Below are 23,298 nucleotides of genomic sequence, written 5' to 3'. Positions count from 1 at the left end.
ACTACTTATTTATCACTATTTTTTTATTGAATACTCTATTATCTTCTAAAGTCGCTTTTACAATATAAACTCCTTTAGACAGGTTAAAAATATCTTTAGTTTGCGCACCTAAAAAAGCAGCAACTTCTTTTCCTTGTATATTAAAAACAGTCACTTTATTTATAGTTTCTAAATCATAAGCTACTATTAGTTCTTTTCCAGCATTAATAAATACTGTTAAGTTTTTTGAGTCAGTAGAAAAAGAATCTGTACTTAATACTTTTACTGAAGAATTTCTTTCTTCTTTAGTATAAATAACTTTAAATCTTGTATTATTTTCTCCAGTAGTTTCAATTGTAAAATCGTAACTTTTTTGTCTTAAATCTACCGTAATTTCCTTTTCGGTATCTAATAAATAAATATAGTAATCTTCATCAATATACTCTTCTTTAATATCTATTGAATACTCTCCCATTTCATCAACAACATAACCCATTTCAACAATTACCTCATCTTCATTTAATTCTGGTAAACCTTGTATTGCTGCTTTACTCAAGCCATTTACTAAAGTGTAAAACCCTATTGATTTTTGACTTGTATCAAAAGGAGCGTCATACAATCTGTCATATTCATTGGTAGCTCCTTCTAAAAAACCAACCAATAATGTATTTATTTTATTATTATGATTAAAAGAAAACCATGAACGTCCTGCTGTTTTCTGAGTATTAGAATTCGTGCTAGAGCTTCTATAAAACACTGTATTTTCACCAGGAACTTGGTGTGTAGTTTTAAATGTTATTTTTAAATCTGATTCTAAACTTTCTGTTTTTATAAAAAACCCTTGTGCTGAACCAATTTTACCTGTAGCTGTATTTGAAGCACCACCAGTTAAATTATATACTAGATAATCAGATACATTGTTTTCACCAACCTCTGCAGTATTTTGATTCCAAAAATAAATTTCTCCATTTATTTCTGTATTATCTGGATCTGTAATAACTAAATCCCAATCTATAGCAGCAGGATAAGGGTTACCAACCAAATTATCACCTTCTGTAGACCAAACTACTTCATCACTTCCTTCACCTGCAAGGTTTGATGTATTGTATATATCTACTACAATATCTCCTTTATTAATGTTTCCAGAAAAGGTTCTTAATTGTCCTCCTGTTCCTTCATTTTGTATTGCATAACCTATACCAGAATTAAAATCTGCCGTACCATTCAGAGCCCAATCAGAACCTGCTGTAATAGCATTAAAAAAATAAATAAGCTCTGCATCAGGAAAAACTGTTGCAATATTAGAATCTGTACTAATAACTGGCGAACTCCAATAAGAATAAAAATCATTACCAGCGTAAGTAGGTGTCGTTCTTTGAACGCTAAATTCTCCTAGACTTGTAGAGGCTTCTTTTTCTCTTAAAATTAAACTACCTGTATCATCAACAGAAATAGTACCGTTATTTGTTAAATCATAAGCAATTTCTAAAGTAGCTCCACTATTTATTGTTATTTCTGCTCCTGATTTTACTAGTAAATCTCCAGTTACAATATGAGTAGTTATTATAGGGTAATTATCAGATACTTGTATTTCAGCTCCTTGTTTTGTAGCTACATTTGGTACAACTCCATCTTCCCAATTAGAACCTGTATTCCAATCCGTAGAACCAGCAGTTGCACTCCATATAATTGTTGTGGCAGCAGAAACTGGTGCTTCAACAGGGTCATCAGAACTATCTAAATAAGTAAAAGTATCTCCATCTAAAGCTGCTACTAAACCATCTGTTCCAACAGTAGTAATTATATCACTCTTATAATCATCAATTTCTGTTGGTGTTCTTACATCACTCCACAACCTAAATCCCCAAATGTATCCGTTAAAATAATATTCATTTCCCCCTGTATCATTAGTTATGGTTCCAAAACAATATTCAGAAAGACCTGTTGCCGTCCAACTACCACAAGAAGGAAAACGTAGGGTTTCATTTTTATATCCCAGTCTTATTGAGTTATGGCTACCTAATTGGTACCCAGAAATTTGCCCCATTAACACGCCATCTAAGTACCATTTTAAGGCATTATTAGCTGTAGCTGTCATTGGAGCAACTCCAGGTTGCGCATCATCAAAAACTAAAGCTATATGATACCAAGTATCATCAAGAATAGGTTCTCTATAAAAAGTACCCTGCCATGTAGGTGTATAATCAGTTCTGTTATACGCTCCTAAATATAAATAATCACTTTCTACATATATAATAACAGCTCTTGTTCCTCCACCTTCTTTCATAATAATTTGTTTAGTTGCAGAGCCAGCATCTATTACTTTAAAAGAAGTTTCGTAAGTTCTATTATTGGTTGTTGTTTGATTAATATTTGAAGTGTTTGGTACTGTTATATTATCATCTATTCCATCAAAATATAACCCATCTGTTTCTGTTTGAGCATAACTATAGCATGTCGTTAAAATTAGAACTAATATTATTAATATGTTTTTCATAATTCTGTTTTTCTTTTAAACTTTACAATTAAAGCGTAAACAAAAGTAACATCAAAATGAAAATCAACGAGTTAAATTTCGCTGAAGCGAAATTTTCTATCGACAAAAAGAGATTTTATACCGATTTCACCTATTAAATTGATAGAATATTTATATTTGAACTCTATACACACAAAAAAAAATGAATCCACTTTTACAAGATTTTAATACAGCTCCTTTTTCTAAAATTTCTAATGATGATTACAAACCTGCAATTAAAAAAGGTATTGAAATTGCCAAAGCAGAAATTGATGAAATTATAAATAATTCTGTAAAACCAACTTTTGAAAATACAACAGTTGCTTTAGATTTTTCAGGTGAAAAACTGAATAGAATTACCAGTATTTTTTTTAATTTAAATTCTGCAGAAACCAATGAAGGAATTCAGAAAATTGCACAAGAAGTTTCTCCTTGGTTAAGTGAATTTGCAAACGATATTACTTTAAATGAAGCCTTGTTTAAAAAAGTAAAGGCCGTTTATGATGTTAGAAAAAATTTAGATTTAACTCCAGAACAAGACATGCTTTTAGACAAGCAATACAAACGTTTTGCAAGAAATGGAGCTAATTTAAATAAAGTTGATAAAAATAAACTTAGAGAAATTGATGCAAAACTTTCTAAATTATCATTAAAATTTGGTGAAAATGTATTGGCAGAAACCAATGCTTTTGAAATGCATTTAACCAATGAAGAAGATTTAGCTGGTTTGCCAGAAAGTGTAATAGAAGCAGCAAAAGAGGTTGCTAAATTAAAAGTAAAAGAAGGATATATTTTTACATTAGATTACCCAAGTTATATTCCATTTTTAACCTATGCAGACAATAGAGAATTGCGTAAAAAAATGGCAATTGCTGCTGGTAAAAAAGCTTTTAAAGACAATGATTTTAACAACGAACAGATTGTTTTAGAAATTGTAAATCTTCGTTATACAAGAGCAAATTTATTAGGTTATAAAACACATGCTCACTTTGTTTTAGAAGAAAGAATGGCAGAAACTCCAGAAAAAGTGATTGAATTTTCTAATAACTTGTTAGAAAAAGCAAAACCTGCTGCTTTAAAAGAATTTAAAAACTTAGAAAAATACGCTAAAAAATTAGACGGAATTGAGCAACTTCAAAAATGGGATGGCGCTTATTATTCAGAAAAATTGAAGAAAGAATTGTTTGATTTAGACCAAGAAATTTTAAAACCTTATTTTAAATTAGAAAACGTAATTGATGGTGTTTTTGAAATTGCAAATAAATTATTCGACTTAAAATTTGAAGAAGTTTTTAACATCGACAAATATCACGAAGATGTAAAAACCTATAACGTTACAGACACAAATGAAAACTTTGTTGCTGTTTTTTATGCTGATTTTCATCCAAGAAAAGGAAAAAGAAATGGTGCGTGGATGACTAGTTACAAGTCTCAACAAATAAAAAACGGAATTAACGAAAGACCACAAGTTTCAATCGTTTGTAATTTTACAAAACCGACTGAAACAAAACCTTCATTGTTGACTTTTAATGAAGTTACAACCTTGTTTCATGAGTTTGGACATGCATTGCATGGCATGTTAGCAAACACAACATACAATAGCTTGTCTGGAACCTCAGTTTCTTGGGATTTTGTTGAATTACCAAGTCAGGTTTTAGAAAACTGGTGTTACGAAAAAGAAGCTTTAGAATTGTTTGCAAAACATTATGAAACAGGAGAAGTTATTCCAATGAAATATGTTGAAAAAATTAAAGAATCTGCAAGTTTTCATGAAGGAATGCAAACACTAAGACAATTAAGTTTTGGTTTGTTAGATATGAAATGGCATGGACAAAACCCATCTGATATAGAATCTGTAAAAGAGTTTGAAGTAGAAGCTTTTAAAGAAACTAAATTATATCCTGATGTTGCAGAAAACTGTATGAGCACTGCTTTTTCTCATATCTTTCAAGGTGGATATTCAGCTGGATATTATTCATACAAATGGGCAGAAGTTTTAGATGCAGATGCTTTTGAATACTTTTTAGAAGAAGGCATTTTTAACAAAGAAGTTGCAACAAAATTTAAAGACAATGTACTTTCTAAAGGTGGAACAGAAAAACCAATGAAATTATACAAACGCTTTAGAGGAAAAGAACCAAATTCTGATGCGTTATTAAAAAGATCGGGTTTATTATAGTAAACAGTCGCAGTTTTCAGTAAGTATCTGACTGAGAACTGCGACTGCAAACTGCCTATTTATTTTTAGCTTCAATCCATTTGCTCATAAATTTTGTAGCTTGTAAAGTTTGATGTTGCAACAAACTTCCTAAAAAATTCTGAGTTCTATGTGTTTCTAAATTTTCTTGAATTTCTTTTATTCTATTGATAAATAAAGAACCATTTTTTTCTTTATCATAAATGTGGTTAATAATTTCAATACCAATTTCTTGATAATTCTTCCACATTGATTTGTTTTTATATAACTCTGAAGACATAAATGCAAAATCAGAAAAATCATCTTCAATAAAACCATTCCACAATATACTTTCAGACATTCCTTCAGCTCCAATTGAAGTTGTTACACTTGGAGTTCCGCAAATCATTGCTTCTGTAAGTTTTCCTTTTATTCCTGCTCCAAAATTTAAAGGAGCTAAAACAACTCTTGCTTTTTTAACAACTTCTTTGGCATCTTCTGCAAAACCATTAATTATAAAACCCTCTTTTTTATTATGTAATTGATTTATTTGTTGGTTTGCATACGCACCATAAATATGAACTTCTGCTTTTGGTAAATTCTTTCTTATTTCCTTCCAAATTTTAGTCTTTAAAGTTAAAACTGCATCAACATTTGGTTTATGAAAGAAATTACCAATAAAAACAAAGTGTTCTCTTTCTTCAAACGTTTTCCAATTTTTAACTTGAGTTTCATCAATTTTATTTAATAAAAAAGGCAAATAATAAAGTAAACTTTCATCAATATTAAAAACAGATTTTAATAAACCCATTTCATAAGTAGAAATAATTAAAGACATATCGCACCTTAAAATAGCCGCAATTTCTCTTTTTGCATCATCAGATTTTAATAACGCTTCATTTGTAAATTTTTCTCCTTTTTTTAATTGTAAATGACGCGTTTTTCGGAGAAAATGTAAATCTTCAGTATCTAAAATTCGTATTGCATTTGGACAGTTTTCTGCAACTCGCCAACCAAATTGTTCTTCCATCATAAAACGATCGAATAGTACAATTGTTGGTTGCAAATCTTTTATAAAATTATCAAAAGAAGTGTTGTTTAACTCAATTGAAACTTCCTCAATTCCTAAAGAATTTAAACTCAAAGCATTTTCGCTTTTTTGAGCAGGAGAAGCAAAAGTAATTTTCCAATTTTGTTGTAAAAACTGTTCTATTAATTGCATCATTCTACTTCCTGCAGCAGAAGAATTGGGTTCTACCCAAACATAACCAATAATTAAAACTTGTTGTTTACCCAATTATTTAGAATTCATTTGTTGTTTGTAATTTGCTTGCACTTTTTTACCCCAACTAACCACAACATCAATTTGTTCTTGTGTTAAATTGGCTTCAGAATGTGTCCAAGTATAAGAATCTAATGGCATTTTTTTCTTTTCAACTTCTTCATGTAATTCGTCCATTTTATGTTCTTTCTTCTTTAAAGAATATTCACTCCATTTAGAAAAATTTAAATGTTTTTTTCCATCTTTTACATGATCTGCTAACCAATAATTAACAGGCGTAATTTTGTTATACCAAGGATAATTGGTTTTATTAGAATGACAATCAAAACAACTTTCTTTTAAAATTTTATGTACATTTTCTGGTGGATTCGTTTCTGATATAAAAACATTAACAGAAGCTAAATCTCCTTCATTTTTATCTGGTCCAAAAAATTGCAAAATCAATAAAATAATAAGTAGTATTAGTAATGTTTTTTTAAGAATTTTCATTGGTAAAGTTTTAAATTATTCTAATAGGTAAAACTACTAAATTCTTACTATATTCTGTGAAAATATCCGTATTTTTGTCAACTATTATCATAAAATAAACCGAAAGGTTAAAGATTACGCAAAACAAAACGCACTCATGAAATACGATATTATTGTAATTGGATCTGGTCCTGGAGGATACATTTCTGCAGTTAGAGCTTCACAATTAGGTAAAAAAGTAGCAATTATAGAAAAATACTCAACTTTAGGAGGAACTTGTTTAAATGTTGGTTGTATTCCATCAAAAGCATTGTTAGATTCTTCTCACCATTATTACGATGCTGTGCATCATTTTGAAGAGCATGGAATTTCTGTTGAAAAACCAACTTTTGATTTTGGGAAAATGGTAGACAGAAAAGCAAAAGTTGTAGAAACTACAACAGGAGGAATTAAATACTTAATGGACAAAAATAAAATTGATGTTTATGAAGGTTTAGGTTCTTTTGAAGATGCTACTCATGTAAAAATTACAAAAAACGATGGTGCTGAAGAAGTTATTGAAGGTACTAATATCATTATAGCAACAGGTTCTAAACCATCTACTTTACCTTTTATTTCTTTAGATAAAGAGCGTGTAATTACATCTACAGAAGCTTTAAAATTAAAAGAAGTACCAAAACATTTAATTGTAATTGGTGGTGGTGTAATTGGTTTAGAGTTAGGTTCTGTTTACAAACGTTTAGGTGCAGATGTTACCGTTGTAGAATATGCTCCAAAAATCACGCCAACTATGGATGCTGATGTTTCTAAAGAATTACAAAAAGTTTTAAAGAAACAAGGAATTAAATTTAACGTAAGTACTGGTGTAACTTCTGTTGAAAGAAATGGTGATGAAGTTGTAGTAAAAGCAACCAATAAAAAAGGAGTTGAAGTAGAATTTAAAGGAGACTATTGTTTAGTTGCTGTTGGTAGAAAAGCTTATACAGAAGGTTTAGGTTTAGAGAAAGTGGGAGTTGAAGTTAACGAACGTGGACAGGTTTCTACAAACGATCATTTACAAACTAATATTTCTAATATTTATGCAATTGGTGATGTTGTTGCAGGAGCAATGTTAGCGCATAAAGCAGAAGAAGAAGGAGTTGTTGTGGCAGAATATTTAGCTGGCGAAAAACCTCATATCGATTATAATTTAATTCCTGGTATTGTTTATACTTGGCCAGAAGTTGCAGCTGTTGGTAAAACAGAACAAGAATTAAAAGATGCTGGAGTTGATTACAAATCTGGAAAATTTTCTATGAGAGCTTTAGGAAGATCTAGAGCAAGTGGAGATATTGATGGTTTTGTAAAAGTTTTAGCTGATAAAAATACGGATGAAGTTTTAGGAGTTCATATGGTTGGTGCACGTGTTGCAGATTTAATTATGGAAGCTGCTGTTGCCATGGAATTTAGAGCATCTGCAGAAGACTTGGCAAGAATTTGTCATGGTCATCCAACCTATTCTGAAGCTGTAAAAGAAGCTGCAAAAGCTGCTTGGGATGGAAAACCTTTAAATGCTTAAAAGCATTCAAAATATTTAATTTAAAAAATCTCGAGATAAATTTTATTTCGAGATTTTTTTATTTTCTTCACTAGTTTCTAAAGCGGTATAATCTAGTTTCCAACCAATAGTTTCTACCAAACTTTCCATTAACAAAATAGCTTCTAAAGCTTCTTTGTTTGCCAATTGAATTAAATTACTATTGGGAATTTTATTAAGTACATGCTCTTTTGCTTCTTTATTTAAAACTGTTAAATCTTCTGTATCAAACTTGTTTAAATAACCATTTTGCATATCGTAAAACTTAGTATCTGTCTCAATAGACAAAACCTCTGGAGCTGGAAATTCTGATAAAATAATTTGCTTTTTCTTAGTATCAGATTGTAATTTTATCTTTCTAAAATCGAACCCAATATGTGCTTTTGCCGTAATTAAAATAATTGCTTTTTTCTTACTAACAATACTTCCCCAAAACTTTTCTTTGGTATTTTCATGATGATAAATTTCGGAAAAATCTCCTTCAACAGTTATTAATTTTGACACTTTTTTAATTTTATCTAACAAAATAACCGATTGTTTTTCTGTTAAACTTTTTTTCTTTGATAAAGAAAATTTCTGAGAAATCAAGAATGAAACCCCAAAACCAACAACCAATCCTAAAATAATTAATTCCATAATGTAAATATACTATTGTCTAAATAAACACAACCTTTATGCCATTACTTTTTCTTAACACAAAGTTTCTTATTTTTATGGCATGAAAAAAATTGCTACTGTATTTTTTACTTTCTTCATTTGTTTAAATTTAATTTGTCAAGAAGAACAAATCTCAAAAGCTCAACCTTCTAATTTTCTGTCAAAGTCCTATTACAGTATTAATTTTGGCGGGATTTTCTATCCGTTTTCTAATGATAATTTAATTGATGGCTATAAAACAGATTCTTACAGCAGAAATTATTTTTCTGGACGCATGTTATTGGGATATAAAATTAAACCAAATTTAGCAATTCAATTTGGTACCATTAGACCCGCTGCTTGGTTTAAATACGACAATGTAAATAACATTGGTTATGAAAGAAGTGTTTGGATAAATGCTTGGTCTTTATCTCTAAAACAAAACATCAATTTAAATAAAAAACTATCAGTTTATGGAGAGGTTGGAGTTGCAAATGTAACTAGAAGTGGTTTTTCTATCAATGATAAAGTAATTTATGAAAATGCACATTTTGGTAGTTTATTATATGGTTTTGGTTTCAATTATAAATTGAATTATAAATTTCGTTTGAATTTAAACGGAACATTTATCCCTGAATCAGAAAAAGAAAATCAACCTTCAATTTCTCAAATTTCTTTCGGTTTTGAATATCACATTAATAAATTAGCAGAACAGAAAGTTGAAGAATTTGGAACTAATGGATATTTCTTTCCCCACAACTTAATTCAAGTGAGTTATGGAACCAGTAAAATTGGTTTTGGAATGAATCGTTTTTTTGGAATGAGCTTAAAAGTAGGGGGTTTTGAAAGTTTTGGAATCCCAATTTTTTGGGTTGGAGAATCAAAAACAGCAAATGCATTTTCTATTACCTATCAAAAATTAGCATTTAGAACAGAAAAGATTTTTTCTTTAGATTGGGGTGTTAGTGTAACTGCTTTTAATACAGAAGCAACCAATGAAAAAGTATTGGCTTTTTCTGTTTTTCCTTCTATGCGTTTTTATTTAATGAGAAAAAAAGGGTTTGATTTCTACGCAAATTATTCTTTAATAGGCCCAACTTACTTAACTGTTAAAAACATAGACCTACTAAATACTGGACCAAAAATAACTTTTCAAGACATCATGGGTTTTGGTGTTTTCTTCGGTAAAAAACGCAGATACAATGCAGAACTTAGAATTATGCATTATTCTAACGGAAATAATTTTACAGACAATTCTGGAGTTGCAGTTCCAATTCAATTTACATTGGGAAAAACATTTTAAACTTCTTTAAACTCTAAACAATAAGAATTGTATTTTTGGCGCGAATATGCAAAGAACAATCCGTACTTTTTCTATAGAAAACATTGTTAAATTCAAGCACAATTTATTGTATTGGTCTCAACAGTTTGAAACTGTACTTTGGTTAGATTCTAACAACTATCATCAAACATATTCTAGTTTTGATTGCGCATTGGCAGCAGATGATTTTACATCCATCAAAACAGATTATTACAACGCCTTTGAGAAGTTAAAAGAATATCAAACCATTACAAAAGATTACATTTTTGGGTACATAACTTATGATGTTAAGAATGATGTTGAACAACTTTCTTCAACAAATTTTGATGGATTAGATTTTCCAGATTTGTATTTCTTTCAACCAAAAAAACTCGTTTTTATTAAAGAAAATAAGGTAGAATTTCATTACTTAAGAATGGTAGATGATGAAATTGAAAGCGATTTTGAAGAGATCCAACAATTCAACAATCCAACAACCCAACAATCTACATCAGACATCAAAATAAAACTTAGAATTCATAAAGACGAATATCACACTAAAGTGAATAAAGTTTTAGAACATATTCATAGAGGCGATATTTATGAAGCTAATTTTTGTCAGGAATTTTATGCAGAAAATTCTACAATAAACCCTGTTGAAGTTTACAAACACCTCAACCAAATTTCAGAACCTCCTTTTGCCTCTTTCTTAAAATTAGATCATCAATATGCATTGTGTGCATCACCAGAAAGATATATTAAAAAAGAAGATACTAAAATCATTTCTCAACCTATAAAAGGAACCGCAAAAAGGTTGGTAAGTGAGTTTGATGACGCGCAACTTGCTTTAGATTTACAACGTGATGAAAAAGAACGTGCAGAAAATGTAATGATTGTAGATTTGGTTAGAAACGATTTATCTAAAACTGCCAAAATTGGAAGTGTAAAAGTAGAGGAATTGTGCAAAGTGTATTCTTTTAAACAAGTGCATCAATTAATATCTACAGTAGTTTCTAGTGTTGATGAAAACACACATCCAATAGACATTTTACAAAGCACTTTTCCTATGGGAAGTATGACAGGAGCTCCAAAATTTTCTGCAATGAAAATCATTGAAAATTTAGAAGAAACAAAACGTGGTTTGTATTCTGGCACCATTGGTTATTTTACTCCAAAAAATGATTTCGACTTTAATGTAATTATAAGAAGTATCTTATATAATGAAGCAAAAAAATACATTTCTTATTCTGTTGGTGGCGCAATTACAGCAAAATCTGTTGCAGAAAAAGAATATGAAGAATGTTTGTTAAAAGCAAAAGCAATGAAATATGTTTTGCTGAATTCTAAATAGAGTTTTACCTTTATAAAAAAAGAAAATGATTAAGTTTTGGACTTTTAAAAACAATAAAAACATTGATATTGTTTTAATTGATGATAGTAAAATATTTAAAGGAAAAATAAAGTTTGAAGCACTAAATAATTTTTCTAAACAAGTTGAAAACAATAAAATTCCTGAAGGATTGTTTTCAATTCCGTTTTCATATATCTCAAAAATTGAAAACCAGAAAGGTAAAAAAGATATCAAAATATATTTTAGTGGAGATTCTGAAGAAGAATTAATTTCTAAAGACTCAGAAACAAAAAATGAAATATTTAATTACCTAAGAGAAGCTATATCTAACATGTCTTACTCAAAAAAAACACCTTCATTTTTTAAATATGTAAAACCTCAGTTGTTTGCTATATTTTTTACAACTGTAATTTTTATATGGTCTTTATATTATGCAATTCAAATTGAAAATGGAGTAGAATATTATCTAGAAGGTAGAGCTGGTTTACTTTCTTTAATTTTTTCTATTGGTTTATTAGGTGTTGTAAAAGTTATAATTTTATTCACTTTATTAATTGGAATTGGAGTGTATTCTATGATTAGAAAAAATAAATCTAGATCTGAAATAGAACAACTAAATAGGTAACGAAATGATTATAAACCAAGAAGAACTTTTCTCAAAAACTCTAGAGAGTTTAGACGAAAAACCCAATGAACAGAATATGTTCAATAAATTTTTAGAATTGTATCCAAAAGAATGGAAACAACTAAAAATTACCTTTTCTAAATTTAATAGAAGTAAACAATTTGGTAAAACAATTCCGTTGCCAAAACCAGAAGTTTCTTTAAGAAAAGAGATTCGTGTTTGGTTAAAAAAACAGTAAATGTCAGATTTAATTTCATCCATTTTAGAAATAGTTCTTGAAATTAAATATTGGATAAAACATGGAAAACAAAGAAAATATGAGAAGGAAAACAACCTTCCAAAAAGTATTGTTTGGGCTCCTTATACAAAACAATTTTTTATTCTTTTTCTAATTTTTATTCCTGTTTGTTTTCTATTTATTTTCCTAACTTCTATTGGGAAAAACGAAAATGATACTGAAGAAAGAATAATAAAAATTTCTAAGCTTTTAGAAGAAGAAAAGAACAAATTTGGCAAATATCCTTCAGAATTAAAAACGATCATTAGAAATAATCCTTTAAGAAAGAATATAACTTTAGATTATTGGAAAAACGAGTTTGTATATCTCTTATCAAAAGATTCCTTAAATTACACGATCATTTCACTAGGTAGTGATCAGAAACTAAACACTGCAGATGATTTAAAAGTAACAAACTAACTACAGATTATGACACACACAGAGTTCACTTTCAATATTTATAAAACCAATTTCTATGGTCAGACTTGGGAAGCAGAAAACACAAAAGCAGTTGTGGTTTTGGTACATGGAATGGGAGAACATTCTAGTCGCTACAATCATGTTGCTAAAAAACTAAATGAAAATAATATTTCTTTAGTGGCTTTTGATCATTTTGGACATGGAAAAACTTCTGGAAAACGTGGTCATAATCCAAGTTTTGAGGCAGTTTTAGAAAGCATTACAAAAACTATTGAAAAGGCTAAAGAACTTTTTCCAAACAAACCAATTTTCTTGTATGGACATTCTATGGGGGGAAATGCTGTGATTAATTATACATTGACAAAAAATCATAATTTAAAAGGAACCATTGCTACAAGTCCGTTTTTAAAACTCGCTTTTCAGCCACCAGCAATAAAACTAGCATTAGGAAAATTGTTACAGAAAATTGCGCCTTCAATTACCATGGGAAATGAATTGGATGCAAATGACATGTCTCGTGATAAAACTGAAGTTAAAAAATATATAAATGATCCATTAGTGCACCATAAAATTAGTCCTAATTTCTCTTTAACTTTTATAGACAGTGGAAAATGGGCTATTGACAATGCAACAAATTTAAAAACACCAATGTATCTTTTACATGGTACAGGTGATAAAATTATTGACCATAAAGGAACGCAAGAATTTGCAAACAAATCTGATAAAGCAACATTAAAATTATATAAAGGCGGTTATCACGAATTGCAAAACGACCTTTGCAAGGATGAAATGTTACAAGATATTGTTGATTGGTTAAATTCTCAATTATAGATTCATTTTTTACAGGAATGACAAACAAATATAAATCCTTATTTTTGATATAAATATGTTGCAAAAACTTACAAATCACATCAAAAATAATCTTCCTTTTTTAAAGGATAAAAAACTATTAATTGCCATTTCTGGAGGAGTAGATTCTGTGGTTTTAACGCACCTTTTATCAACATTAAATTTTGATATTTCATTAGCACATTGCAACTTTAATTTACGAGAAAAAGAGAGCGATTTAGATGAACAATTTGTAACCAATCTTGGAAATAAATTACAACTTAAAACTTATATTACACATTTTAATACTGAGCAATTTGCAAAGAAAAATAAACAATCTACACAAATCGCAGCAAGAGAATTACGTTATAATTGGTTTCAAAAATTAGTAAAACAAAACTCTTTTGATTGCATTTTAACTGCACATCATGCAGATGATAATTTAGAAACTTTTTTAATTAATTTAACAAGAGGAACAGGTCTAGAAGGATTAACCGGAATTCCTGTTATTAATGGAAATATTGTACGTCCGCTTTTAAAATTTTCTCGCGAAGAAATTATTGCTTTTGCTAGAGAAAATAATATTGATTGGAGAGAAGATAAAAGTAATGCCTCAACAAAATATATTCGAAATAAAATTAGACATAATGTTGTTCCTATTCTTAAGGAAATCAATCCTAGCTTATTAGAAACTTTCTCAGAGACAACTAATCATTTAAAAGAAAGTCAGCGAATTATAGACGATACCATTCAGGAAGTTTCATCAGAAATTCTTGAAAAAGAACAGAATTTCGTCAAAATAAATATCGAAAAACTTGAAAAATTATCAAATCCTAAAGCATATTTATATCAACTTTTAAAAGCGTATAATTTTACTGAATGGAATGATGTTTCTAACTTACTTTCTGCTCAATCTGGAAAACAAGTTTTCTCTAAAACACATGTTTTATTAAAAGATAGAAACTTTTTGTTGCTTTCTAAAATAGATTTCTCGACTGCGCTCGAAATGACATATCAGATACAAAAAAACACATCAGAAATTACAAAACCAGTTCATCTAAAGTTTGAAAATGTAATAGAAAAATCAACAGAAAATAAACAAACAATTTATGTTGACAAACAACAACTAGTTTTCCCTTTAAAGCTTAGAAAATGGCAAAATGGCGATTTTTTTTACCCTTCAGGAATGAAAGGAAAAAAGAAACTAAGCAAATATTTTAAAGACGAAAAATTCTCTCTTTTAGAAAAACAAAACACATGGTTACTTTGTAATAATAATGATGCTATTATTTGGGTTGTTAACTATAGACAAGACAATAATTTTCTCGTAAAAGAATCTTCTAAAGAGGTTTTAAAAATTTCCTTTACCCTTTAAGAAAAAAAGGTTTTGTATCTTTAATACTTCAATTAAAAAAAACCTTTTTATGAAAAATTTTTGGCTTTTAATAGCAATCGCAACAATTGTTTCTTGTACACCCGAAAAGAAAGTAGATTACGCAATTGTTTCTGGAAAAATTACAAATGCAAATTCTGATAAAATAATTATTTACAGTCAATTCAATAGAGATAATAAAGTTGAAATTACTTTAAAAGAAGATGGTAGTTTTAAAGATACTTTAAAAATGGCTACAGATTTCTATTTGTTTCGTGAAGATAGAAATTTGACTGAATTTTTCGCTCCAAAAGGAAGTGATTTTATAATTGAATACAATGCTTCTAAAAAAGATTCTACGATTATAATAAGTGGAAGTCAAAAAATCGTTAACAACTATATTTTTGACAAAGAAAAAATGACTGAATCTCTAAGAGGAGATGAAAAAGAAATGTACTTAAAAAATGAAGCAGATTTTAAAGAACACTTATTAAAAATAAAAAATGCTCAAGAAAAGTTATTAACTAATACAAATGGACTTCCAGAAGATTTTAAAAATAGTGGCACAAAAAGTATTAATTATGAGTATTTATCTGCTTTAAGTCGCTATCAATCATATCATGGATATTATCTTAAAGATAGAAGCTTTAAGGTTTCGGATAACTTTTTAGATGAATTGAAGGATTTAGATATAGAAAATGAAAAAGATTTTATTTTTTCACAAGGTTATAGAAACTTAGTTGGTCATAAAACAAACAGTACAGCACAAAAATTAGCAGAAAAAGATTCAATTGCCAATGATATTGCTGTCTTAAAAACAGTATCAAATATAAAAAGTGATATCATTAGAAATAAACTCTTATTTGATAATGCTAAATATGGAATTACTTATACTAAAAATCTAGAAGATTTTTATAAAATTTACTCTGAATTCTCTAGTGATGAAAAGAACAATAAAAAAATAGAAGCAGATTATAAGAGATTAAAATCTCTAGCAAAAGGAAGCTTTTCTCCAAAATTTACAGATTATGAAAACAATGCTGGTGGAACTAAATCTTTAAATGATTTAAAAGGAAAATATGTATATATAGATGTTTGGGCAACTTGGTGTGGGCCTTGTATTGCAGAAATACCGTCTTTAAAGAAAGTAGAAAAAGAGTTTCATAATAAAAATATTGAATTTGTTAGTATTTCTATTGATCAAATAAAAGATCATGACAAATGGAAAAAAATGATTGTTGATAAAGAATTAGGAGGTATGCAATTATTTGCAGATAATAATTGGGAATCTAAATTCATTCAAGATTATATGATAAAAGGAATTCCGCGTTTTATTTTAATTGACCCTCAAGGAAAAATTATCAATGCAAATGCTCCAAGACCTTCCGATAAAAAATTAGTTGAAACTTTACAATCTTTAAAATTATAACTCACTATTTTTTAAACATTCAAAAAACCTTCAACATAAAAATTGAAGGTTTTTTAGTTTAAATAAAAACAAAATCAACGAAGTACAACAGAAAATAAACATTTCACTAAAAAAGGATGTAATTTATATCGTTTTCGTAAATAAACACTTGATTATTCAATAAAAAGTAGGTTCAATCATTTTCGTTTTTTGTAATTTTAATCCCGTAAAATCAAAATGAAATGAACAATTTACCTAAGCTGGACAGATTTAATGAAAATGTACTTTCTAAATATCAAATTTATAATAGTATTTTCACAACGCTCCCTTTTGATACAATAGATGATACAGGGGTTTTATTACCTCTTTTACATAAAGTTTGTAAAAAAGGTTTTGAATTAGAAAAAAATCCTACAGAAATTGTAGATCACTTTTTTGAAAAATACCAAGAAAATCCTACTGAAAAAGAAAAAGCAGATTTACTTTTTCGTTTTATACAATTTATAGAACGTCAAGTAGTTTTGTTTGATGCTGTAGAAGATGCTGCTTTTCCTATTGTAAATAACATGGATGGTATTGGTACGTTAAGAAATTCTAAAGAAGATGCTTTTCTTAACCATAAAAAAGACGAATTAAAAGCGCATTTAGAAGACTTTAAAGTTCGTATTGTATTAACTGCGCATCCAACACAATTTTATCCAGGATCAGTTTTGGGTATTATTACAGATTTAGATAAAGCGATACAAAATGATGATTTACTATTAATCAGAAAATTATTAGCTCAACTAGGAAAAACTCCTTTTTATAAAAAAGAAAAGCCATCTCCTTTTGATGAAGCTGTAAGTTTAATCTGGTATTTAGAGCATGTATTTTATCATTCTGTACCTAAAATTTATAATTATGTTCAACATAATATTTACGATGGTGAACCTATAGATAACGAAATTATTGATCTTGGTTTTTGGCCTGGTGGAGATAGAGATGGAAATCCTTTTGTAACTACTAAAATTACTTTAGATGTTGCAGAAAGACTACGTCAAACAATTTTAAGAAGCTATTACAGAGATATTAGACGTTTAAAAAGACGTTTTACTTTTGATGGTGTTCAAGACATTTTAGTTCGAGTAGAAAAAAGATTATACAAACATGTTGTTAGAAGTTATTCTAAAGTTAATTTTTCTCAAAAAATTCTATTAGAAGAATTGTATGCTGCAAGAGAGATTATTGTAAATAAACATCAAGGTTTATTTGTTGAAGAATTAAATGACGTTATAAATAAAGTTAGAATTTTTGGTTTTCACTTTGCAACTTTAGATATAAGACAAGATAGTAGAGTACATCATAAAGCATTTACACAAATTGTAGAAGACTTACTTAAAACAGGAGACACAACTTTCCCTAAAAATTATTTAAGCCTTTCTGATGAGGAACAAGTTGACGTTTTATCTGTTGTAAAAGGAAGCATTGATCCAAGTATTTTAACAGATGAAACTTCTGTTAAAACTATAGAATCTATTTATGCTTTAAAAGAAATTCAACAAAGAAATGGAGAGCGTGGAGCAAATCGTTATATAATTAGTAATAACCAAAGTGCTTTACATGTAATGCAAACTTTTGCGATGTTAAACCTATGTGGTTTTGAAAATGAATTACCTGTAGATGTAATTCCGCTTTTTGAAACAGTAGAAGATTTAGAGAACGCAGAAGAAGTAATGAGAACTCTATACTCTAATAACGTTTATAGACATCATGTTTCTAAAAGAAAAAATAAACAAACTATTATGCTTGGTTTTTCTGATGGAACTAAAGATGGTGGTTATTTAATGGCAAACTGGGGAATTTTTAAAGCTAAAGAAGCTTTAACAAGAATCTCTAGAGAATTTGATATTGAAGTAATTTTCTTTGACGGACGTGGAGGACCACCTGCTCGTGGAGGAGGAAAATCGCATCAATTTTATGCTTCTTTAGGCCCAACAATTGAAGATAAAGAAATTCAATTAACTATTCAAGGACAAACTATTAGTTCTAATTTTGGTACTAAAAATTCATCTCAATATAACTTAGAACAACTTTTAAGTTCTGGTATTAAAAATGATGTTTTTACTAAAGATCAGTTAAATGATTCTCATAGAGAATTAATAAATGATATGGCTTCTACAAGTTATCAAACATATGTAGACTTCAAAAATCATCCTCAATTTTTATCGTATTTAGAAAAAATGAGTACGTTAAAATATTATGCTAAAACCAATATTGGAAGTAGACCAAGTAAGCGTTCTAATTCTGATACGTTAGATTTTTCTGCACTTAGAGCAATTCCTTTTGTAGGAAGTTGGAGTCAGTTAAAACAAAACGTTCCAGGTTTCTATGGCGTGGGAACTGCATTAAAAAAGTATGAAGACGCTGGTAGATTTGATGAAATTATTGAATTTTACAATGCTTCAGATTTCTTTAGAACATTGTTAGAAAATAGTATGATGAGTTTAACAAAATCTTTCTTTGGTTTAACATCTTACATGGCAGATGATGAAGAGTTTGGAGAGTTTTGGAAATTGATTTTTGCTGAATACGAAACAACAAAAAGATTACTTTTAAAATTAACTGGTCATTCTGAATTGATGCAAAATTTCCCTGTTGGGAAAGCATCTATTGAAGTTAGAGAACAAATTGTATTGCCTTTATTAACGATACAGCAATTTGCTTTAAAGAAAATTCAAGAACTTCAAAAATCTAATGGAAACAAGAAAGATATAGAAATTTATGAAAAAATGGTAATGCGTTCTTTATTTGGTAATATTAATGCGAGTAGAAATTCTGCTTAACCTTTTATTTTTCAAATAATTACGGTATATTTATGAAGTAAATATCGTTCTATGAAAAAATACGCTTTTTTACTTTTAACTTTATTTGTTGGTAGTTTTTGTTTTTCTCAAGAACAAAAAGCTACCAACAATACTGTTTTACCTGTTAGTATTTACACAACTTCTTATATTAATAACACTAACAAAACTTCTTCATACGCTTCCATAAAACAATATTTAAATTTAAAAAAGTATTATAAATTTACAACTGTTTCTTTTGAAGATATAGATAATAATCAGTTTGTAATTTCTGCAAATAATTTAAGTATAAAATCTACTAAATTTATCTATGATGATTATAAAAGTTATAGAGATGAAAACCTACTTAAAGGTTTTATGCAGAAATATGACTTAACAAGATGGGATCCTTGTAATTTTAAGCAACCAAACCTTAATTAATTTTCTTTATCTTTAGACAAAAGAAAAAAAATGCTTGTTAAAGTCTATGGTTCAGCCGTTTTTGGTATTGAAGCCACCACTATTGTTGTAGAAGTAAATATTGATAAAGGAATTGGGTATCATTTGGTAGGTTTGCCAGATAATGCAGTTCGTGAGAGTTCTTATAGAATTTCTGCTGCTTTAAACAACAATAACTACAAACTTCCTGGAAAGAAAATAATTATTAATATGGCACCTGCCGATATTAGAAAAGAAGGTGCTTCTTATGATTTAACTTTAGCAATGGGAATTCTTGCTGCATCCAATCAAATAAAATCAGAGAATATTAATGAGTATATTATTATGGGTGAACTTTCTTTAGACGGAAGTTTACAACCTATAAGAGGCGCTTTACCTATTGCTATAAAAGCCAGAGAAGAAGGATTTAAATATTTAATTCTTCCAAAAGAAAACGCTAAAGAAGCTGCCATTGTAGATGAATTAGAAGTTTTAGGAGTCGAAAATATTTTAGAAGTAATAAACCATTTCAATGGTGATCAAAAAATTGAACCTACGATTGTAGATACAAGAGCTGAGTTTTATAAAAATATTGATTTCCCAGAGTTTGATTTTTCTGATGTAAAAGGACAAGAATCTATAAAACGTTGCATGGAAATTGCAGCAGCAGGTGGTCATAATATTATTTTAATTGGACCTCCAGGATCTGGAAAAACAATGTTGGCAAAAAGATTACCTTCAATATTACCTCCAATGACTTTACATGAAGCTTTAGAAACCACAAAAATTCATTCTGTGGTTGGTAATACAAAAAACGAAGGATTATTATATGCGCGTCCTTTTAGAAGCCCACATCACACAATTTCGAATGTTGCACTTGTTGGTGGTGGTCAATATCCAAGACCTGGAGAAATTTCGCTTTCTCATAATGGTGTTCTATTTTTAGATGAATTACCAGAATTTAAGAGAGAGGTTTTAGAAGTAATGCGTCAACCGTTAGAAGATAGAGAAGTTACAATTTCTAGAGCAAAATTTACAGTTACCTATCCAAGTAGTTTTATGTTGGTAGCAAGTATGAATCCAAGTCCATCTGGTTTTTTTAATGATCCTAATAGTCCGATGACTTCTTCTCCGCAAGAAATGCAACGTTATTTGAGTAAAATTTCCGGACCGTTATTAGACCGAATTGATATTCATATAGAAGTAACTCCTGTTCCATTTGCTAAATTATCTGAAGAAAGAAAAGGAGAATCTTCCGTAGAAATAAGAAAACGTGTAACTGCTTCTAGAGAAATACAATCTGAACGTTTTATAGATTTTGAAAACATACATTATAACGCTCAAATGAGTGTAAAACAGATTCGTAAATTCTGTAAATTATCACCAGAAAGTTTATCACTTTTAAAAACTGCTATGGAAAAACTAAATCTTTCTGCAAGAGCGTATGATAGAATATTAAAAGTATCTAGAACAATCGCAGATTTAGCAAATTCTAAAGATATTTCTCCAGACCATATTGCAGAAGCAATACAATATAGAAGTTTAGATAGAGATGGTTGGCTGGGGTAAAACCTAGCTTTTCTTTTGCTTCAAATAGATATTATAAAGCAACCCAAACATAATTAAAAAAATACCTAAAAGTGTCCAAGGATTGTAAATTTCATCAAACCAAAAAGCACCAATAATAATCATAAAAACTACTTCTAGATACTTTAGAGGTGCAATTACATTTGTTTCATGAGATTGTAATGCTTTGGTCATATATAATTGTCCTATGTACCCAGAAAAACCTAAACTTAATAAAAGCAACCATTCTGTTAAATTAGGCGTTTTCCAATAATTAATAGACATGATACCTCCAAAAACAAAAGCCATTACCATAAAATAATTAATAATAACTAATGGGTTTTCAGAATCTCCGATTTTACGAATAATTACAAATATTAATCCTAAAAAAATAGCTGAAAGTATTACTAATAACAATCCAATAGTGTTTACATCTGCACCAAAACCTTTAATAATTAGAACTCCAATAAAAGCAATTAAAAACAATACCCATTGAATCGATTTTATTTTTTCTTTTAAGAAAAATAATGCAAAAATTGCTGCAAAAATAGGTGAAGTATATCTTAAGGAAACAGCTGTACCAACAGCTAAATAATTTAACGACATAAAAAAGCAAGTCAAGGAGATAACTCCAAAAAATCCTCTTAAAAATAACCACTTTTTATTGTTTCCTAAAATTGGAATTTTTGCTTTTAAAATTAAAGGAACTGTAAACAATAAAGTACCGATAGATCTAAAAAAAACAATTTGATACGCATGAAAGTTACCCAAATATTTCACAACAGCATTCATTAAAGAAAATGCTATAACGCTAATAATCATATAAAATATTGCAGTAGAACTTTTCATGATTGCTTATTTATTTTTGTCAAAAATAGTTATTTTAAAATTGGTTAACCAATTTGATTGTAACTATTCTAAAAACTCCAATTTTTATAACTGCTAGAACTTTCTAATTTATTTTCTAAAGAATCTTCTAAGTCTTTAAAGAAATCAATACCAGTTAGCGCTTCTATTTGGTCTACAGAAACTACAAATTTATATAAGGGTAAATTAGAATCTTCATGAGGCATTAAAAAAGCCAACATTTTAATTCTGCCGTTTGTATTGTCTAAAATTACTTTATAAAATTGTTCTGGAACAGAAACAGATTCGCTACCAATCGATTTTAAATTGTTTTCTAAAACACCTCCTGTAATTACAAAAATACCATCGTTTTTTTGTGCCCAATATCGTACTTTTTGCTCTAAACGATTCCAAACGCCTGCATTAAATTGATGTTCTTGCGGACTAATATTACTCGTTAAAAAAGTTTCATCGTGAGCAGATTTAGAAAATTTTCTATCTCCTGCAGGACACAAATGTCCTTTATCATAACCCGATTTTTTATAGTTACGCCAATGCGCAGCTTTTGTTTTTACAGTTTTATCAATTTGAAAATAAGGTCTTTTATGATTTGTTTTACTTAAATGTGACGATTTTAACTCGTAAGCAACCCATTCTGCCTGTTCGTGTTTTTCGCTATATGATAATGAATAATTTTGATGATGTACAATTTGATTGGTTGTACTTGTTGGCAAAAAATACTGATTTGTTGTTGCTTTTGGTGTTTTACCATTTTCTATTAAAACACCTTCTTCTTTAGAATTTAAAAAGTGTTCGTAACCATAAACTGAAATTAATATGATTATAGCAATTAAGGAAAGTAGTTGTTTTCTCTTCAAAATAGATTTTTTTTAATTCTTAATTGCTGCAAAGATATAGAAGTAAGAAAGTAGATGCTACTTTTTTAAAATACTCTTTACAATCTTTAAATGATGGTTTGTATGTGTATCTAAAAATCGAATAACTCTCTTCTTGTTTATATGTCCGAATAAAGGATGTCTAAAATAAGCGTTTTCTTCTAAACTATTAATTCCTTTTATATGTTGCCTTGCTTCTGCTAATTGCGAAACAATAGCTGAATCTAAAATAACTTCTGGTGGTTGTACATATTTTGGTGCTTTTGCTTTTCCTTTTGGAAAAAAACCTAGCTTAAAACATATTTTTCCAATAAGTGTAAAGTTATTTCTAAATAATGTTGGGTCTGAAGTTTCCATACTTTTTGCAACAGCATTTATCACTTTTAAACTATGGTCTAAATGCCAAGCAACATCTGCTTTAGAAATAGTTATTTCTATACTTTTGCTATGTGGAATATAACTTTCTAAAGTTTTTAACCTGTTTTCTAAGGTTGAAATATTTACTGTTTTCATTTAGAAT

The 23,298-nt window shown here is 28.8% G+C and carries 20 protein-coding genes; 13 read left to right on the top strand and 7 right to left on the bottom strand.

Features of this window, described 5'->3' with window-relative positions; genetic code table 11:
* Position 1: 1 nt before the first annotated feature.
* On the bottom strand, positions 2 to 2,476 hold the full coding sequence (locus PHEL85_RS12500) for a T9SS type A sorting domain-containing protein (protein ID WP_036825451.1): 2,475 nt from the start codon (positions 2,474 to 2,476) through the stop codon (positions 2 to 4).
* A 181-nt stretch (positions 2,477 to 2,657) separates the two neighbouring features.
* Here PHEL85_RS12500 and PHEL85_RS12495 point away from each other — a divergent pair, with 181 nt between their 5' ends.
* Positions 2,658 to 4,673: a M3 family metallopeptidase gene (locus PHEL85_RS12495; RefSeq protein WP_036825449.1), complete on the top strand. Its 2,016-nt coding sequence runs from the start codon at positions 2,658 to 2,660 to the stop codon at positions 4,671 to 4,673.
* A 55-nt stretch (positions 4,674 to 4,728) separates the two neighbouring features.
* Here the strand turns inward: PHEL85_RS12495 and PHEL85_RS12490 are convergent, their stop codons facing one another.
* Positions 4,729 to 5,967, bottom strand: a complete 1,239-nt coding sequence (locus PHEL85_RS12490) for a glycosyltransferase (protein WP_036825445.1) — start codon at positions 5,965 to 5,967, stop codon at positions 4,729 to 4,731.
* On the bottom strand, positions 5,968 to 6,441 hold the full coding sequence (locus PHEL85_RS12485) for a heme-binding domain-containing protein (protein WP_036825442.1): 474 nt from the start codon (positions 6,439 to 6,441) through the stop codon (positions 5,968 to 5,970). It abuts the gene before it with no gap.
* 136 nt (positions 6,442 to 6,577) lie between these two features.
* Between PHEL85_RS12485 and lpdA the strand changes: the two genes are divergently transcribed.
* The gene (lpdA, locus tag PHEL85_RS12480; protein WP_036825440.1) at positions 6,578 to 7,978 is read left to right on the top strand and encodes a dihydrolipoyl dehydrogenase; all 1,401 of its coding nucleotides are present in this window, start codon (positions 6,578 to 6,580) and stop codon (positions 7,976 to 7,978) included.
* Between the two features lie 42 nt (positions 7,979 to 8,020).
* Here lpdA and PHEL85_RS12475 read toward each other — a convergent pair whose 3' ends face one another.
* Positions 8,021 to 8,632 carry a DUF4230 domain-containing protein gene (locus PHEL85_RS12475; protein WP_036825437.1) on the bottom strand — a complete coding sequence of 204 codons (612 nt, stop codon included), beginning with the start codon at positions 8,630 to 8,632 and terminating at the stop codon, positions 8,021 to 8,023.
* 82 nt (positions 8,633 to 8,714) lie between these two features.
* Between PHEL85_RS12475 and PHEL85_RS17660 the strand changes: the two genes are divergently transcribed.
* The 11 genes from PHEL85_RS17660 (at position 8,715) to PHEL85_RS12415 (ending at position 21,039) form a co-directional block, all read left to right on the top strand.
* Positions 8,715 to 9,935, top strand: coding sequence for an acyloxyacyl hydrolase (locus tag PHEL85_RS17660; RefSeq protein WP_081965135.1), 1,221 nt, complete (start codon positions 8,715 to 8,717; stop codon positions 9,933 to 9,935).
* A gap of 46 nt (positions 9,936 to 9,981) precedes the next feature.
* Positions 9,982 to 11,283: an anthranilate synthase component I family protein gene (locus PHEL85_RS12460; RefSeq protein WP_036825434.1), complete on the top strand. Its 1,302-nt coding sequence runs from the start codon at positions 9,982 to 9,984 to the stop codon at positions 11,281 to 11,283.
* Positions 11,284 to 11,308: 25 nt separating this feature from the next.
* Complete coding sequence (locus tag PHEL85_RS12455; RefSeq protein ID WP_036825431.1) at positions 11,309 to 11,908, top strand: hypothetical protein; 600 nt, start codon at positions 11,309 to 11,311, stop codon at positions 11,906 to 11,908.
* Between the two features lie 4 nt (positions 11,909 to 11,912).
* Positions 11,913 to 12,146 carry a hypothetical protein gene (locus tag PHEL85_RS12450; protein WP_036825429.1) on the top strand — a complete coding sequence of 78 codons (234 nt, stop codon included), beginning with the start codon at positions 11,913 to 11,915 and terminating at the stop codon, positions 12,144 to 12,146.
* Positions 12,147 to 12,605 carry a type II secretion system protein GspG gene (locus PHEL85_RS12445; protein WP_036825426.1) on the top strand — a complete coding sequence of 153 codons (459 nt, stop codon included), beginning with the start codon at positions 12,147 to 12,149 and terminating at the stop codon, positions 12,603 to 12,605.
* A gap of 9 nt (positions 12,606 to 12,614) precedes the next feature.
* Positions 12,615 to 13,436 (top strand): alpha/beta hydrolase, encoded by an 822-nt coding sequence (locus tag PHEL85_RS12440; RefSeq protein ID WP_036825424.1) that lies wholly within the window; start codon positions 12,615 to 12,617, stop codon positions 13,434 to 13,436.
* Positions 13,437 to 13,491: 55 nt separating this feature from the next.
* Complete coding sequence (gene tilS, locus PHEL85_RS12435) at positions 13,492 to 14,808, top strand: tRNA lysidine(34) synthetase TilS (protein ID WP_036825422.1); 1,317 nt, start codon at positions 13,492 to 13,494, stop codon at positions 14,806 to 14,808.
* 49 nt (positions 14,809 to 14,857) lie between these two features.
* Positions 14,858 to 16,234 (top strand): TlpA family protein disulfide reductase, encoded by a 1,377-nt coding sequence (locus PHEL85_RS12430; RefSeq protein ID WP_036825420.1) that lies wholly within the window; start codon positions 14,858 to 14,860, stop codon positions 16,232 to 16,234.
* Positions 16,235 to 16,455: 221 nt separating this feature from the next.
* Positions 16,456 to 19,035: a phosphoenolpyruvate carboxylase gene (locus PHEL85_RS12425; RefSeq protein ID WP_036825418.1), complete on the top strand. Its 2,580-nt coding sequence runs from the start codon at positions 16,456 to 16,458 to the stop codon at positions 19,033 to 19,035.
* 51 nt (positions 19,036 to 19,086) lie between these two features.
* Positions 19,087 to 19,473 (top strand): hypothetical protein, encoded by a 387-nt coding sequence (locus PHEL85_RS12420; protein WP_036825415.1) that lies wholly within the window; start codon positions 19,087 to 19,089, stop codon positions 19,471 to 19,473.
* Positions 19,474 to 19,503: 30 nt separating this feature from the next.
* Positions 19,504 to 21,039 (top strand): YifB family Mg chelatase-like AAA ATPase, encoded by a 1,536-nt coding sequence (locus PHEL85_RS12415; RefSeq protein WP_036825414.1) that lies wholly within the window; start codon positions 19,504 to 19,506, stop codon positions 21,037 to 21,039.
* Positions 21,040 to 21,042: 3 nt separating this feature from the next.
* On the opposite strand, the gene PHEL85_RS12410 is transcribed toward PHEL85_RS12415, so the two are convergent.
* The 3 genes from PHEL85_RS12410 to PHEL85_RS12400 all read right to left on the bottom strand — a co-directional run bounded on the left by PHEL85_RS12410 (position 21,043) and on the right by PHEL85_RS12400 (position 23,291).
* A complete protein-coding gene (locus tag PHEL85_RS12410; protein WP_235318274.1) occupies positions 21,043 to 21,885 on the bottom strand; it encodes a DMT family transporter in 843 nt (280 codons plus the stop codon).
* 68 nt (positions 21,886 to 21,953) lie between these two features.
* Entirely contained in the window at positions 21,954 to 22,760 is an 807-nt protein-coding gene (locus PHEL85_RS12405; protein ID WP_036825412.1) for a DNA/RNA non-specific endonuclease, read from the bottom strand.
* Positions 22,761 to 22,817: 57 nt separating this feature from the next.
* On the bottom strand, positions 22,818 to 23,291 hold the full coding sequence (locus PHEL85_RS12400; RefSeq protein WP_036825411.1) for a hypothetical protein: 474 nt from the start codon (positions 23,289 to 23,291) through the stop codon (positions 22,818 to 22,820).
* Positions 23,292 to 23,298: the final 7 nt, after the last annotated feature.

It is taken from the genome of Polaribacter sp. Hel1_85, from assembly GCF_000766795.1.
Classification (GTDB): domain Bacteria; phylum Bacteroidota; class Bacteroidia; order Flavobacteriales; family Flavobacteriaceae; genus Polaribacter.
The sequence above is the reverse complement of the archived record's forward strand: the minus strand, read 5'-3'. Positions and strand labels throughout refer to the sequence as shown.

Excerpts from the sequence above, each read along its gene's own strand:
- PHEL85_RS12500 (WP_036825451.1), bottom strand. The coding sequence starts at position 2,476 with ATGAAAAACATATTAATAATATTAGTTCTAATTTTAACGACATGCTAT.
- PHEL85_RS12495 (WP_036825449.1), top strand. The coding sequence starts at position 2,658 with ATGAATCCACTTTTACAAGATTTTAATACAGCTCCTTTTTCTAAAATT.
- PHEL85_RS12485 (WP_036825442.1), bottom strand. The coding sequence starts at position 6,441 with ATGAAAATTCTTAAAAAAACATTACTAATACTACTTATTATTTTATTG.
- lpdA (WP_036825440.1), top strand. The coding sequence starts at position 6,578 with ATGAAATACGATATTATTGTAATTGGATCTGGTCCTGGAGGATACATT.
- PHEL85_RS12475 (WP_036825437.1), bottom strand. The coding sequence starts at position 8,632 with ATGGAATTAATTATTTTAGGATTGGTTGTTGGTTTTGGGGTTTCATTC.
- PHEL85_RS17660 (WP_081965135.1), top strand. The coding sequence starts at position 8,715 with ATGAAAAAAATTGCTACTGTATTTTTTACTTTCTTCATTTGTTTAAAT.
- PHEL85_RS12460 (WP_036825434.1), top strand. The coding sequence starts at position 9,982 with ATGCAAAGAACAATCCGTACTTTTTCTATAGAAAACATTGTTAAATTC.
- PHEL85_RS12455 (WP_036825431.1), top strand. The coding sequence starts at position 11,309 with ATGATTAAGTTTTGGACTTTTAAAAACAATAAAAACATTGATATTGTT.
- PHEL85_RS12450 (WP_036825429.1), top strand. The coding sequence starts at position 11,913 with ATGATTATAAACCAAGAAGAACTTTTCTCAAAAACTCTAGAGAGTTTA.
- PHEL85_RS12445 (WP_036825426.1), top strand. The coding sequence starts at position 12,147 with ATGTCAGATTTAATTTCATCCATTTTAGAAATAGTTCTTGAAATTAAA.
- PHEL85_RS12440 (WP_036825424.1), top strand. The coding sequence starts at position 12,615 with ATGACACACACAGAGTTCACTTTCAATATTTATAAAACCAATTTCTAT.
- tilS (WP_036825422.1), top strand. The coding sequence starts at position 13,492 with ATGTTGCAAAAACTTACAAATCACATCAAAAATAATCTTCCTTTTTTA.
- PHEL85_RS12430 (WP_036825420.1), top strand. The coding sequence starts at position 14,858 with ATGAAAAATTTTTGGCTTTTAATAGCAATCGCAACAATTGTTTCTTGT.
- PHEL85_RS12425 (WP_036825418.1), top strand. The coding sequence starts at position 16,456 with ATGAACAATTTACCTAAGCTGGACAGATTTAATGAAAATGTACTTTCT.
- PHEL85_RS12420 (WP_036825415.1), top strand. The coding sequence starts at position 19,087 with ATGAAAAAATACGCTTTTTTACTTTTAACTTTATTTGTTGGTAGTTTT.
- PHEL85_RS12415 (WP_036825414.1), top strand. The coding sequence starts at position 19,504 with ATGCTTGTTAAAGTCTATGGTTCAGCCGTTTTTGGTATTGAAGCCACC.
- PHEL85_RS12410 (WP_235318274.1), bottom strand. The coding sequence starts at position 21,885 with ATGAAAAGTTCTACTGCAATATTTTATATGATTATTAGCGTTATAGCA.
- PHEL85_RS12400 (WP_036825411.1), bottom strand. The coding sequence starts at position 23,291 with ATGAAAACAGTAAATATTTCAACCTTAGAAAACAGGTTAAAAACTTTA.